The following is a 12,733-nucleotide window of genomic DNA, read 5'->3' as shown; positions in this document are numbered from 1 at the left end:
GGGGCCCTTCCTTACACCAGGGTCAGCCGGCCTCGACGATCATGCCGGCGCCGACCGTCCGGTTGGTGGCCTCGTCGATGATGACGAAGCCGCCGGTGGTGCGGTTGCGCCGGTACTCGTCGGCGAGCAGCGGAACGGTGGTGCGCAGCCGCACCCGGCCGATCTCGTTGAGCTTCAGCTCGCCGGCCGTCTCGTCCCGGTGCAGCGAGTTGACGTCCAGCCGGTAGTGCAGCTCCCGCACGATCGTCCGCGCCGAACGGGTGGTGTGCTTGATCGCGTACCGGCCGCCGACCTGCAACGGCCGGCTCTCGTCCATCCAGCAGACCATCGCCTCGATGTCCTGCGCGACCATCGGGGCGTTGTTGGGCCGGCAGATCATGTCGCCGCGGGAGATGTCGATCTCGTCGGTCAACCGGACCGTCACCGACATCGGCGGGAACGCCTCGTCCACCGGCCCGTCGGCGGTCTCCACCGCCGCGATCCGGCTGGTGAAGCCGGACGGCAGCACCATCACCTCGTCACCCGGCTTGAGCACGCCCGAGGCCACCTGGCCGGCGTAGCCCCGGTAGTCGGTGACGGTGGTGGACTGCGGCCGGATCACGTACTGCACCGGGAACCGCACGTCGACCAGGTTGCGGTCCGAGGCGATGTGCACCCGCTCCAGGTGGTGCAGCAGCGACGGGCCCTCGTACCACGGCATGTTCTCGGACCGGGAGACGATGTTGTCGCCGCGCAGCGCGGAGATCGGCACCACGGTCAGGTCCGGCACGTCGAGCTTCGCGGCGAACGCGGTGAACTCGTCGGCGATCCGCTCGAACACCTCCTGCGACCAGTCGACCAGGTCCATCTTGTTCACGCACAGGACCAGGTGCGGCACCCGCAGCAGCGAGCAGAGGAAGGCGTGCCGGCGGGACTGCTCCACCAGGCCCTTGCGCGCGTCCACCAGGATCAGCGCCAGGTCGGCGGTGGAGGCGCCGGTGACCATGTTCCGGGTGTACTGGATGTGCCCGGGGGTGTCGGCGATGATGAACTTCCGCCGCGGGGTGGCGAAGTAGCGGTACGCCACGTCGATGGTGATGCCCTGCTCCCGCTCGGCCCGCAGGCCGTCGGTGAGCAGCGCCAGGTTGGTGTACTCGTCGCCCCGCGCGGCGCTGACCGCCTCGACCGCGGCGAGCTGGTCGCTGAAGAGCGACTTCGTGTCGTACAGCAGCCGGCCGATCAGGGTCGACTTGCCGTCGTCGACGCTGCCGGCGGTGGCGAACCGCAGCAGGTCCATCGGCCGGGCCGACGCGTCGGCCTCGGCCGGCGCCACAGTCTCGACGCTCATCAGAAGTAGCCCTCTCGCTTGCGGTCCTCCATGGCGGCCTCGCTGACCCGGTCGTCGCCGCGGGTCGCGCCGCGCTCGGTGATCCGGGTGGCGGCCACCTCCTCGATCACCTTCTCCACCGTGTCGGCGTCCGAACGGACCGCCGCGGTGCAGGAGGCGTCGCCCACGGTCCGGTACCGCACCTGGGCCTTGAACGGCTGCTCACCGGCGCGAGCCCGGAAGAACTCGTTGACCGCGTAGAACATGCCGTCGCGCTCGATCACCTCACGCTCGTGCGCGTAGTAGATCGACGGCAGCGGGATCCGCTCCCGCGCGATGTAGTGCCAGACGTCCAGCTCGGTCCAGTTGGACAGCGGGAACACCCGGATCGACTCACCGGGGTGGTGTCGGCCGTTGTAGAGCGACCACAGCTCCGGGCGCTGGTTCTTCGGGTCCCACTGGCCGAACTCGTCGCGGAAGCTGAACACCCGCTCCTTGGCCCGGGCCTTCTCCTCGTCCCGCCGGGCGCCGCCGAAGAGCGCGTCGAACCGGTGCTTCTCCACCGCGTCGAGCAGCACCGGGGTCTGGATGCGGTTGCGCATGCCGTCGGCCGACTCGCGGACCATGCCCCTGTTCAGGGCCTCCGGCACGCTGGCCACGATGAGCTGCAGGCCCAGCTCGGCCACCCGCTGGTCGCGGTAGTCGAGCACCTCGGGGAAGTTGTGCCCGGTGTCCACGTGCATCACCGGGAACGGGATGTTGGCCGGCGCGAACGCCTTCTGGGCCAACCGGAGCATCACGATCGAGTCCTTGCCGCCGGAGAACAGCAGCACCGGCCGCTCCATCTCGGCGACGACCTCGCGCATCACGAAGATGCTCTCCGCCTCGAGCGCGTCGAGGTGCGACACCTGGTACGCGGCGGGGGACGTCATGACACGAACTCGATTCGCTCGGATCCGCACATCGGGATTCCAGACCTTTCCGGTCGGAGTCGTGAAGAAGATTGCTCAGGTTACCCGGAATGCCGCTGCAGCGCTGCAAGCAACCGACCCGCGAGATCCTTGCGGCAGACCAGCAGATCGGGTAGCCGGGGGTCGGCCCCGTTGTATTTCAGCGCAGAACCGTCGATCCGGGAAGCGTGCAATCCGGTGGCCGTCGCCACAGCCACCGGAGCGGCCGAGTCCCACTCGTACTGACCGCCCGCGTGGATGTACGCGTCGACCTCACCGGTCACCACCGCGGCGATCTTCGCGCCCGCCGAGCCCATCGGGACCAGATGAGCGCCGACGTCCTCTGCCAGATCGGTCAGGAAAACCGGCGGACGGCTACGACTGGCCGCCAACCGGATGGTCCGCGCGCCGGCCGCCGTGGCCGCCTCCAACCTCATCGGCGGGTACGCCGGCGGGTAGTCCGTGCCCAGCACCCGGTGCTGCGCCGGCAGCCCCACCGCGCCCGCCACCAGGCCGTGCGGCGAGGGCGCGTGCCGCGACCAGAGCGCCACGTGCACCGCCCAGTCCGCGCGCCCCTCCTCGGCGTACTCCCGGGTGCCGTCCAGCGGGTCGACGATCCACACCCGGTCCGCGGTCAGCCGGGGCATCGCCTCGTCGCTCACCTCGGCCGTCCAGGCCAGCCGCGACCCCTCGTCCTCCTCCGACAGCACCGCGTCCGCCGGACGCCACCGCGCCAGCTCGGTACGGATCAGGTCGTGCGAGATCTTGTCCCCGGCCGACCGCAACGCCCCCGCGTCGGCGAAGCCCATCTCCGTCCGCAGGGCCATCAACGCCTGCCCGGCGCGCGACGCGAGCCAGCGCGCGAACGCGCCGTCGATCATCGGAGGACTGCCCATGGTGTCTTCGCTCCCGTCGCCGCCTTCGCTCCCGTCGCAGAGGCGCAGACTACCGGCCGGCGCCCGCCCCGCCGGTCAACCCCCGTGGTACAGATTCTGCGTCGGCTCCACGCCCTTGGTGACCACCGACTCCACCACGTCGGCCGCCCGGTCCACCAGGAACTCCAGCTCCTTGCGCTCCGCCGCGGAGAAGTCCGACAACACGTAGTCCGCCGGATCCTGCCGGCCGGGCGGCCGACCGATGCCGAACCGCACCCGGACGTAGTCCTTCGTGCCGAGCGACTTCGACATCGACCGCAGGCCGTTGTGGCCGCCCTCGCCGCCGCCGCACTTCACCCGCACCTGCCCGTACGGGATGTCCAGCTCGTCGTGCACCGCGACCACCTGCGCCGGCGGGATCTTGTGGAACTGCGCCAGCCCGGCCACCGGACCGCCGGAGAGGTTCATGTAGGTCAACGGCTTCACCAGCACCAGCTTCGGCCCACCGAACCCCAGCCGCCCCTCGGCCACCTCGGCCACCGCCCGCTTGTGCCGGCCGAACTTCGCGCCCAACCGCGCGGCCAGCAGGTCGGCCACCATGAAGCCGACGTTGTGCCGGTTGGCCGCGTACTCCCGACCGGGGTTGCCCAGGCCGACCACCAGCCACGGCCCCGCCTCGTCCGTCACGCCACGCCCCTTCCGCTCTTCCCCACGACCCGCCTTCCGATACGCCGACAGGCGCCCCCGGAAACCGGGGACGCCTGTCGCACAGCCTGCGGGCCGATCAGGCCTCGGTCTTCGGCTCCTCGGCAGCCGGCTCGCCCTCGGCCGGGGTGCCCTCTTCGCCCTCGGCGGTCTCCTCGCCGGTCTCGGCCTCGGCCTCGGACTCGGCAACCTCGACCTCGGGGAGGGTGGCCTCGAGCTCCTCGGCGGTCGGGGCGGCGGTCACCGAGGCGACCGCGGTCTCCTCGTCGGTGGCCAGCTCCACGCCCGAGGGCAGCTCGACGTCGGCGGCGGTGATCGTGGTACCCGCCTCGGCGCCCTCGATCGACGCCTCCAGGTGGTCCGGCACCTTGGTGGCGTCGGCGGTCACCGACAGGGTGTCGTGGTCGTGCACGATCAGGGTGTCCTTCGCGGCCTCACCGGTCAGCTGGACCGGGACCTCGACGGTGACCTTCTCGCCGCGCCGGACCAGCAGCAGGTCCACGTGCTCGAAGGTGTCCTTGATCGGGTCACGCTGGATCGCCTTCGGCAGCGCCAGCACCTGGGTGCCGTCGCTCACCTCGATCGCGAAGAGCTGGTTCGCGCCGCCCTTGCGGATGGCGGCGGCGAAGTCACGCGCCGGAAGCGCGATGTGCTTGGGCTTCTCGCCGTGGCCGTACAGCACGGCGGGCACCTTGCCGGCCCGGCGGGTACGACGGGCACCACCCTTGCCGAACTCGGTACGGGGCTCGGCGCTGATCTTTACCTCGGACACGGGGAAACTCCTGATGCTTCGCTGCGGCGGCTTGTCGTCTGGCGGTGCTGGGCGAGGGGCTCGCTGGGGCTCAAGGTCATGAACGACCGCCCGGAGCACCGCGTCGATGACGGCGCCTCCGTGCGGTGCTTTTCAGCGGCCCGCCGGGCACCCTCGCCGTGGCAACCGCACCAGTCTACCCGAGCGGATTCCAGGCTTTCCGGCAGTCCCCCATATCACCGCGCCGGCCGGCGCGCAGGGCAACGGTCCGGCCACCGGACGACGCCGGCGGCCGGACCCACGATCAGCTCAGGCCACCGAACAGGGTGGTCACCGAGCCGTCGTCGAAGACCTCCCGGATCGCCCGCGCCAGCAGCGGGGCGATCGACAGCACGGTCAGCTTGTCCAGCTGCTTCTCCGGCGGCAGCGGCAGCGTGTTCGTCACCACGACCTCGCTGATCGGGCTGTTCTTCAACCGCTCGGTCGCCGGGTCGGACAGCAACGCGTGGGTCGAGGCCACCACGATCTCCGCCGCCCCCGACTCCTTGAGGATGTCGGCCGCCTTGGTGATCGTGCCACCGGTGTCGATCATGTCGTCGACGATCAGGCAGACCCGACCCTCGACCTCACCCACCACGCGGTTCGCCACCACCTGGTTCGGCTTCATCGGGTCCCGCGTCTTGTGGATGAACGCCAGCGGGCAACCGCCCAACCGGTCCGTCCAGCGCTCGGCCACGCGCACCCGGCCCGAGTCCGGCGCCACCACGGTCATCGGACGACCGGCGTACCTGTGCTCCACGTACTCGGCCAGCACGTCCATCGCGAACAGGTGGTCCACCGGGCCGTCGAAGAAGCCCTGGATCTGCGCGGTGTGCAGATCCACCGTCAGGATCCGGTTCGCGCCCGCGGTCTTCAGCAGGTCGGCCACCAGCCGCGCCGAGATCGGCTCCCGACCCCGGTGCTTCTTGTCCTGCCGCGAGTAGGGGTAGAACGGCAGCACCACGGTGATCCGCTTGGCCGAACCACGCTTCAGCGCGTCGACCATGATCAGGGTCTCCATGACCCAGGTGTTCACGCCGTGCGTCACGGACTGCACCACGAAGGCGTCCGAACCACGGACCGAGTCCTTGAACCGTACGAAGATCTCACCGTTGGCGAACTCGTACGCGTCGGCCGGCGTCGGCGCGACGCCGAGCACCTCACCGATCTCCTTGGCCAGCTCCGGAAAACCCCGTCCGGAAAAGAGCATCAGGCTCTTGCGGTTCTCGGCGACGATGCTGCCCATGGGCCCGTCTGCTCCCGTATGTCGGTGGTACCCGGCGGCGGTGGGCCGGGGACTGTTCGGTTGCAGTATCCCCCGGGTTCACCGGTCCACCCACGGCCCGGCGGTCCCCGTGGATTCAGTCACCTTCGCTTGCGGGCCCACCCGACTCCGACGCACCCTCGCGGGCCCGCTGCGCCGCCTCCGCGGCCGCCGTGCCGGACCGCTTGCGCACCACCCAGCCCTCCACGTTGCGCTGCTGACCCCGGGCCACCGCCATCGCGCCCGGGGGCACGTCCGCGATGATCACCGAACCGGCCGCGGTGTACGCGCCGTCGCCCACCCGCACCGGCGCCACGAACATGTTGTCCGCCCCGGTACGCGCGTGACTGCCGATGGTGGTGTGGTGCTTGCTGACGCCGTCGTAGTTGACGAACACCGTCGCCGCGCCGATGTTGCTGTGCTCGCCGATCGTCGCGTCCCCCACGTACGACAGGTGCGGCACCTTCGAGCCCTCACCGATCGACGCCTTCTTGGTCTCCACGAACGTGCCGACCTTCGCCTTGCGGGCCAGCCGCGACTCCGGCCGCAGGTACGCGTACGGGCCGACGCTCGCCTGCGGGCCCACCTCGGCGCCCACCGCGTGGCTGCGCACCACGCTCGCGTCCTCGCCCACCACGGTGTCGACGAGCGTGGTGTCCGGGCCGACGAGCGCGCCCGCGCCCACCACGGTGGAGCCCTGGAGCTGGGTGTTCTGGTCGATCACCGCGTCCTTCTGCACGGTCACCGTCACGTCGATCCAGGTGGTGTGCGGGTCGAGGATGCTCACGCCGGTGCGCATCCAGCCCTCGTTGACCCGGTCCCGCAGCAGCCGGCGCAGCCCGGCCAGCTCCACCCGGTCGTTGCAACCGAGCGTCTCCACGTGGTCGGCGGCGCAGTGCACCGCCACCGGCTCCCCGGCGTCCCGCAGCAGGGCGAAGACGTCGGTCAGGTATTCCTCGCCCTGGTCGTTGTCGGTGGAGAGCTTGCCCAACGCCTCCCGCAGCCGGGCCACGTCGAACGCGTAGATGCCCGCGTTGATCTCGCGCAGCGCGCGCTGCTGCGGCGTGGCGTCCCGCTCCTCGACGATCTGCTCCAGCTGGCCCTGCGTGTCCCGCACGATCCGGCCCAGCCCGGTCGGGTCCGGCACCTCGGCGGCCAGCACGGTCGCCGCCGCGCCCGCGCCCTCGTGTGCCTCGACCAGCGCCTCGACGGTCGCCGGCCGCAGCAGCGGCACGTCCCCGTTGATCACCACGACGGTGCCGGTCGCCTCCGGCACCGCGTCCAGCGCGATCCGGACCGCGTGGCCGGTGCCGAGCTGGCGCTCCTGGAGCACCGGGGTGGCCGCCGGCGCGACCTCGGTCAGGTGTTCCCGTACCTGGTCGGCGCCGTGACCGACCACGACCACCGTGCGGTCCGCGCCCAGCGGCGCGGCCGCGGCCAGGACGTGGCCGAGCAGGGTACGGCCGAGCAGTGGGTGCAGCACCTTGGGCAGGGACGACTTCATCCGCTTGCCCTCACCGGCGGCGAGCACGACAACGGTGCGGAGGTGGGGCTGGGACACGACGTGCTCCCGTCGGGACGGCGACAGTCTCGCGGTCATGCTAACCAGACCGATGGACAGGTTGCCGCGTACCCCAACAAGGACGCCTATACCTGGAGATCGCTCGGCCGCCAGGATTCGAACCTGAAACACAAGAACCAAAATCTTGGGTGTTGCCAGTTACACCACGGCCGAAGGGGGCGTTGACAGCTTAGCGGGTGTCGTCCATCCCTGGAGGTCTCGGATCAGGGGCAGGGCCACGGAGCAGGCCCTCCACAACGCCCGCCATCCACAGGTAGAGGTCGCGTGAGCGTGGTACGCGCACCACCAGGCATCCTCGGTGGTCCTCACCCACGTTGACCCGTGTCGTCGTGGGGTTGTGTCTCTTCAACGTGAGCCGCTGGAAGGACTGGAAGTCGACGCCCAGGTCGCCCGCCGCGTGACGTCGCCGTACTGCCGCCGCTGAAGAAGCGTCGAGCGCAAGATGACCCAGCCAGCGGTCGGCCCTGGATGGGGCGACACCGAGGCGAACTGCGATCTCGTTGATGGCGCGTCCCTCGGCGTGGAGCCGGTGGGCCGCCCGTCTCAGGTCGTCGCCGTGCCGGCGGTGTCGTGAGGGAGATGTCGAATCAGTCGTTTCCCGCCCCCTCGACGGCCTCCCTGATGCCGGCCATCACCCCCTCGACGCGCCAGTAGAGCTGGCGACTTCGAGGCACGGTTGGCGAGGATCGCCAGGACAGGCCCAGTAGGCCGGGGTCGCTGTTGACGAACTCCAGTCGATCCTGCGGCCGCCACGGCTTCGACTTGCTCCCCGCACACCAGTAGATCGCCGCGCCCAGCAGCAGCAGATCCCGTTCACCCAGGCCGCCGACCGCACCCGCGGCCCGGGTCTGCTCGGCGGCCTGCGCCGCGTCGCGCGACTCCCGGTAGGCGCGCCGGCGGGCGTCCGCCATGGCCTCGGATTGCGCGCGACGCCGCTCCGCGGCCGCGTCGTCCGGATCCAGCGGCAGGTGCCGCACCCACTGGTAGGCCGTCGACTTCGCCACGCCGAGCTGCTCCGCGATCCGGTTGACCGACTTGCCGGCCGCACGCAGCCGCACGGCCTCGGCGCGGTCGTCGTCCCGGGCACGGGGCCGACGGGTCCGTTCGGGTGGAGGAACACCGCGCAGCAGCGCGTAGACGCGATCTCGGCCGATACCCAGCCGGACCCGGATCTCGGCGACGGACAGCTGTTCCTCGACGCGCAGGCGGCGCGCCTCGGTAGCGAGCGGATCGGTGGCGAGTGGGTCGGTCACCACCGCAGATTAGAACGTACGTACGACAGCGACCGACCGGTCGGCCCCGCCGGGCAGCGCCTGGCAGGATGGGCGGGGTGACCGATGTACCGGGTAGCGACCGCTCTCGCCGACGGGCCGTCCCGGCGGCGAAGCCCTCCCGGGTGCGGATGTCCGCGGCGCAGCGGCGCGAGCAGTTGATCTCGATCGCTCGGCAGATCTTCGCCGAGCGCGGGTTCGACGCCACCTCGATCGAGGAGGTGGCGGCCCGGGCGAAGGTCTCCAAGCCGGTGGTCTACGAGCACTTCGGCGGCAAGGAGGGGCTCTACGCGGTGGTGGTGGACCGGGAGGTCCGCTCGCTGCTGGAGCGGATCACCACGGCGCTGACCGCGGGCCACCCGCGTGAGCTGCTGGAGCAGGCGGCGTTGACGCTGCTCACCTACATCGAGGAGGAGACCAGCGGGTTCCGGGTGCTGGTCCGCGAGTCACCGCTGATGTCGGCGACAGGCAACTTCAGCAGCGTGATGAACGACGTCGCGCACCAGGTGGAGCACATCCTCGGCGCGGAGTTCTCCAGCCGGGGCTACGAGCCGAAGCTGGCGGAGCTCTACTCCCAGGCGCTGGTGGGCATGGTGGCGTTGACCGGGCGCTGGTGGCTGGAGGTGCGCAAGCCGCGCAAGGAGACGGTGGCCGCGCACCTGGTGAACCTGGCCTGGAACGGCCTGTCGCACCTGGAGTCGAAGCCGGGCCCGATCAGGGGTTAGGGCTCTCGGCGACCGGGTGGTAGCGGCGGCGGCGTTCCTCCTCGGCGTGCTCGGGCGGCCCGACCTTGTCGTACAGGCCGGTGGCGAGCAGGATCAGCCCGAACAGCAGCGACACGATGACCGTGGACATCGAGAAGTTCAGGAAGTTCGCCGAGGTCTGGAGCACCGACATCATCAGGATGCCGGTGACCAGGAAGACCGCACCGGCGGTGAGGTTCATGTAGTGCCCGAGGTTGTTGCGGCGGGACGCCCCGACGATCAGGACCGCACCGAAGATCACCGAGACCAGCGAGAAGGCCAGGTTGGTACGGAGCCCGAGGGCCCAGTTGCTGTTCCGGGCGAACAGCCCTTCACCCCAGGTCTGGAAGACGCCGTAGACGCCGAAGACCAGGATGTAGAGACCGATGAGCCCGGACAGCACCCGGTAGAGCGGTCGCGCGGGATGGTTCACCGGGAAGTGCGCCATGGTGCCCTCCAGCCATCTGCCTGATTCGGGGCAATTGTCACCCGGGCACCGGCTCCCGTACCGGAAAACGCCGAAGGCCCGGCGCGGACGCCGGGCCTTCGGGTGGAGCGGATCAGAGCACCAGTCGGGCCTTCTGCCAGGCCTCGTGCTCGTCGTCGGTGCCGACCTTGCCGTACATGCCGACCATCAGCAGCACCAGCGCCAGGGTCAGGACCACGACCACCGTCATGATCGAGAAGTTGACGACGTTGGCGTCGGTCTGGAGGAACGCCAGCGCGGCCAGGCCGACGGCCATCAGGGTGTAGGCGAGCCACTGGTTGATCACCACGTCGAGGTTGCGGCCGATCGCGGTGCCGACCAGGATCACCGCGCCGATGAGCACCGAGAGCAGCGAGAAGCCCATGTTGGTGCCCTGGCCGAGGACCTTGGTGTCGTCCTGCGCGAAGAAGTCGTTGCCGGCGCTGGCGATCACGCCGAGGCCGCCGAAGACGACGAAGTACAGACCAACGAGCCCGCCGATCGCCCGGTAGATCGGCCGCGCGGGGTGGTTGACGGGGGTGTGGGCCATCTCTGCGTCTCCAAAAGACCGTTCGGACGAGGGTTCCACCGCTGATTGTCCCGTACGCCGGTCAGTGACGCCGCACACCCCCCATGGTCAGCCGGCCGGCAGCTCCTCGGCGAGGGCGAGCCAGGTCTCCTCGGTGCGGTCCCGCTCGGCTCGCACCTCCTTGAGCTGGGCGTCCAGCTCGGCCACCCGGGCGTAGTCGGTCGCGTTGGCGGCGAGCTGCTCGTGCAGGGCCGCCTCTTTCTGCTCCAGCTTGGCGATCTGCCGTTCCAGCCGGTTGAGTTCCTTCTTCGCGACGCGTACCTCGGCGGCGGACATGCCCTCGCGCGCCGGCGCCGCCGTGCCGGGGGTGAGGTCGGCGGGCGCCGGGCCGCCGGCCGCGGCGGCCCGGGCGAGGTACTCGTCGACGCCGCCGGGCAGGTGCACGAGCCGCCCGTCGCCGAACATGCCGTAGGCGACGTCGGTGACCCGCTCGATCAGGTACCGGTCGTGGCTGGCCACGACGATCGTGCCCGGCCAGGAGTCGAGCAGGTCCTCCAGCGCGGCGAGCGTGTCGGTGTCCAGGTCGTTCGTGGGCTCGTCGAGCAGGAGCACGTTGGGCTCGCCGGCGAGCAGCCGCAGCATCTGCAGGCGGCGGCGCTCGCCGCCGGACAGGTCGCTGACCGGGGTCCAGAGCCGCCGGTCGTCGAAGCCGAAGATCTCGGCGAGCTGCGACGCGCTGATCTCCCGGTCGCCGAACTGCACCCGGCGGGCCACCTCCTCGACGGCCTCCAGGACGCGCAGATGGCCGGGGAGTTCGGCGAGTTCCTGGGACAGGAACGCCGGCCGGACGGTCTGCCCGGCGGCGAACCGGCCGCCGTCGGGGTGGGTCACCCCGGCCAGCATCCGCAGCAGGGTGGTCTTGCCGGCGCCGTTGCGGCCGAGGACCGCGACCCGGTCGCCGGGCCCGACCTGCCAGGTGGTGTCGTGCAGGATCTCCTTGGGGCCGGCGTGCAGCCGGACGTGCTCCAGGTCGTACACCTGCTTGCCGAGGCGGGCGGTGGCGAGCCGTTGCAGCGACATGGTGTCGCGCGGTTCCGGCACGTCGGCGATGAGCGCGTTGGCGGCGTCGATGCGGAACTTGGGCTTGGACGTGCGCGCCGGGGCGCCCCGGCGCAGCCAGGCGATCTCCTTGCGGAGCAGGTTCTGCCGGCGGGCCTCGGTGGCGGCGGCGACGCGCTGCCGTTCGACGCGGGCCAGCGTCCAGGCCGCGAAGCCGCCCTCGTACGCCCGGACGGTCTGGTCGGCGACCTCCCAGGTGGTGGTGCAGACGGCGTCGAGGAACCAGCGGTCGTGGGTGACCACGACGAGCGCGCCCTTGCGGGTGACCAGGTGCCGGGCCAGCCAGTCGACGCCGCCGACGTCGAGGTGGTTGGTGGGCTCGTCGAGGACGAGCAGGTCGGCGTCGCGGACCAGCAGCGCGGCGAGCGCGACCCGGCGGCGCTCGCCGCCGGACATCGGGCCGACCGGCGTGTCGAGGCCGAGGTGGGGCATGCCGAGGCCGTCGAGGATCGCCCGGACGCCCGCGTCGCCGGCCCACTCGTGCTCGGCGCCCATGCTCTCGCCGAGCCAGGCGGTGCCGAGCACGACGTCCCGCACGGTGAGCTCGGGGGCCAGGTCCAGGCGCTGCGGCAGCCAGGCCACGCGCAGGTCGCGGCGGTGGGTGACGCGGCCGTCGTCGGGTTCCTCGGTGCGGGTGAGCAGCCGCAGCAGCGTCGACTTGCCGGCGCCGTTGAGGCCGACGACACCGACCCGGTCGGCGTCGTCGAGGCCGAGCGAGACGTCGGTGAGCAGCGGCCCGGCGGCGCCGTACCCCTTGGACACCCGGTCCAGGTTGACGATGTTGGCCACAGACCCACCCTTCACGACTCAGGCGCCCCGGGGGCCGGGACGCCTGGGTCAAGGGTACGGGGCGTCAGACGATGCGGGCGCCGGCGACCGGCCCGTGTGCGACCCGCGCCTCCCGGCACACCCCGGCGTCGGTCAGCTCGGCGGCGATCCGCCCGGCGTCGGCGGCGTCGGCGGCGAGGAACACGCAGGTGGGGCCGGAGCCGGACACGATGCCGGCGAGCGCGCCGGCAGCCTCGCCGGCCTTGAGCGTCTCGGCCAGGGCGGGGCGCATGGTCAGCGCGGCGGCCTGGAGGTCGTTGCCGAGCGTGGCGGCGAGCACCCGGGGGTCCCGCTGCCGCAGCGCG

General features: G+C 71.2%; 12 protein-coding genes, 1 tRNA gene and 1 pseudogene. 1 reads left to right on the top strand and 13 read right to left on the bottom strand.

Annotated elements, in window-relative coordinates; all coding sequences use genetic code 11:
* Positions 1-22: 22 nt before the first annotated feature.
* From cysN to HUW36_RS03865, 9 genes are all read right to left on the bottom strand, one after another.
* A complete protein-coding gene (gene cysN, locus HUW36_RS03905; RefSeq protein ID WP_174526832.1) occupies positions 23-1,327 on the bottom strand; it encodes a sulfate adenylyltransferase subunit CysN in 1,305 nt (434 codons plus the stop codon).
* Positions 1,327-2,238, bottom strand: a complete 912-nt coding sequence (gene cysD / locus HUW36_RS03900) for a sulfate adenylyltransferase subunit CysD (protein ID WP_174526831.1) — start codon at positions 2,236-2,238, stop codon at positions 1,327-1,329. Before cysD ends, cysN begins: the two co-directional genes overlap by 1 nt.
* An 80-nt stretch (positions 2,239-2,318) precedes the next feature.
* A complete protein-coding gene (locus HUW36_RS03895) occupies positions 2,319-3,152 on the bottom strand; it encodes an inositol monophosphatase family protein (protein ID WP_174526830.1) in 834 nt (277 codons plus the stop codon).
* A 75-nt stretch (positions 3,153-3,227) separates the two neighbouring features.
* The gene (gene pth / locus HUW36_RS03890) at positions 3,228-3,818 is read right to left on the bottom strand and encodes an aminoacyl-tRNA hydrolase (RefSeq protein WP_174526829.1); all 591 of its coding nucleotides are present in this window, start codon (positions 3,816-3,818) and stop codon (positions 3,228-3,230) included.
* Positions 3,819-3,915: 97 nt separating this feature from the next.
* On the bottom strand, positions 3,916-4,608 hold the full coding sequence (locus tag HUW36_RS03885; RefSeq protein WP_174526828.1) for a 50S ribosomal protein L25/general stress protein Ctc: 693 nt from the start codon (positions 4,606-4,608) through the stop codon (positions 3,916-3,918).
* Between the two features lie 283 nt (positions 4,609-4,891).
* Positions 4,892-5,872 carry a ribose-phosphate diphosphokinase gene (locus HUW36_RS03880; protein WP_174526827.1) on the bottom strand — a complete coding sequence of 327 codons (981 nt, stop codon included), beginning with the start codon at positions 5,870-5,872 and terminating at the stop codon, positions 4,892-4,894.
* 115 nt (positions 5,873-5,987) lie between these two features.
* Positions 5,988-7,490: a bifunctional UDP-N-acetylglucosamine diphosphorylase/glucosamine-1-phosphate N-acetyltransferase GlmU gene (gene glmU / locus HUW36_RS03875; RefSeq protein ID WP_343044293.1), complete on the bottom strand. Its 1,503-nt coding sequence runs from the start codon at positions 7,488-7,490 to the stop codon at positions 5,988-5,990.
* A gap of 63 nt (positions 7,491-7,553) precedes the next feature.
* Positions 7,554-7,625: transfer RNA gene (locus HUW36_RS03870), tRNA-Gln, on the bottom strand.
* A gap of 434 nt (positions 7,626-8,059) precedes the next feature.
* Positions 8,060-8,725: a helix-turn-helix domain-containing protein gene (locus HUW36_RS03865; RefSeq protein WP_174526826.1), complete on the bottom strand. Its 666-nt coding sequence runs from the start codon at positions 8,723-8,725 to the stop codon at positions 8,060-8,062.
* A gap of 68 nt (positions 8,726-8,793) precedes the next feature.
* Between HUW36_RS03865 and HUW36_RS03860 the strand changes: the two genes are divergently transcribed.
* Positions 8,794-9,468: a TetR family transcriptional regulator gene (locus HUW36_RS03860; RefSeq protein WP_425487214.1), complete on the top strand. Its 675-nt coding sequence runs from the start codon at positions 8,794-8,796 to the stop codon at positions 9,466-9,468.
* Here the strand turns inward: HUW36_RS03860 and HUW36_RS03855 are convergent.
* From HUW36_RS03855 to HUW36_RS03840, 4 genes and pseudogenes are all read right to left on the bottom strand, one after another.
* Positions 9,458-9,934 carry a DUF4383 domain-containing protein gene (locus HUW36_RS03855; protein ID WP_174526824.1) on the bottom strand — a complete coding sequence of 159 codons (477 nt, stop codon included), beginning with the start codon at positions 9,932-9,934 and terminating at the stop codon, positions 9,458-9,460. The two genes, HUW36_RS03860 and HUW36_RS03855, sit on opposite strands and share 11 nt — an antisense overlap.
* 112 nt (positions 9,935-10,046) lie before the next feature.
* A complete protein-coding gene (locus HUW36_RS03850; RefSeq protein ID WP_174526823.1) occupies positions 10,047-10,502 on the bottom strand; it encodes a DUF4383 domain-containing protein in 456 nt (151 codons plus the stop codon).
* Between the two features lie 87 nt (positions 10,503-10,589).
* Positions 10,590-12,389 (bottom strand): ABC-F family ATP-binding cassette domain-containing protein, encoded by a 1,800-nt coding sequence (locus HUW36_RS03845; RefSeq protein ID WP_174526822.1) that lies wholly within the window; start codon positions 12,387-12,389, stop codon positions 10,590-10,592.
* 64 nt (positions 12,390-12,453) lie between these two features.
* Positions 12,454-12,733: pseudogene (locus HUW36_RS03840) on the bottom strand (4-(cytidine 5'-diphospho)-2-C-methyl-D-erythritol kinase); the annotation flags it as partial.

This window comes from Micromonospora maritima (genome assembly GCF_902825405.1).
Classification (GTDB): domain Bacteria; phylum Actinomycetota; class Actinomycetes; order Mycobacteriales; family Micromonosporaceae; genus Micromonospora; species Micromonospora maritima.
The sequence above is the reverse complement of the archived record's forward strand: the minus strand, read 5'-3'. Positions and strand labels throughout refer to the sequence as shown.

Bases quoted from the DNA above. Each gene is read 5' to 3' on its own strand.
- cysN (WP_174526832.1), bottom strand. From the start codon at position 1,327: ATGAGCGTCGAGACTGTGGCGCCGGCCGAGGCCGACGCGTCGGCCCGG.
- cysD (WP_174526831.1), bottom strand. From the start codon at position 2,238: ATGACGTCCCCCGCCGCGTACCAGGTGTCGCACCTCGACGCGCTCGAG.
- HUW36_RS03895 (WP_174526830.1), bottom strand. From the start codon at position 3,152: ATGGGCAGTCCTCCGATGATCGACGGCGCGTTCGCGCGCTGGCTCGCG.
- HUW36_RS03880 (WP_174526827.1), bottom strand. From the start codon at position 5,872: ATGGGCAGCATCGTCGCCGAGAACCGCAAGAGCCTGATGCTCTTTTCC.
- glmU (WP_343044293.1), bottom strand. From the start codon at position 7,490: ATGACCGCGAGACTGTCGCCGTCCCGACGGGAGCACGTCGTGTCCCAG.
- HUW36_RS03860 (WP_425487214.1), top strand. From the start codon at position 8,794: ATGGGCGGGGTGACCGATGTACCGGGTAGCGACCGCTCTCGCCGACGG.
- HUW36_RS03855 (WP_174526824.1), bottom strand. From the start codon at position 9,934: ATGGCGCACTTCCCGGTGAACCATCCCGCGCGACCGCTCTACCGGGTG.
- HUW36_RS03850 (WP_174526823.1), bottom strand. From the start codon at position 10,502: ATGGCCCACACCCCCGTCAACCACCCCGCGCGGCCGATCTACCGGGCG.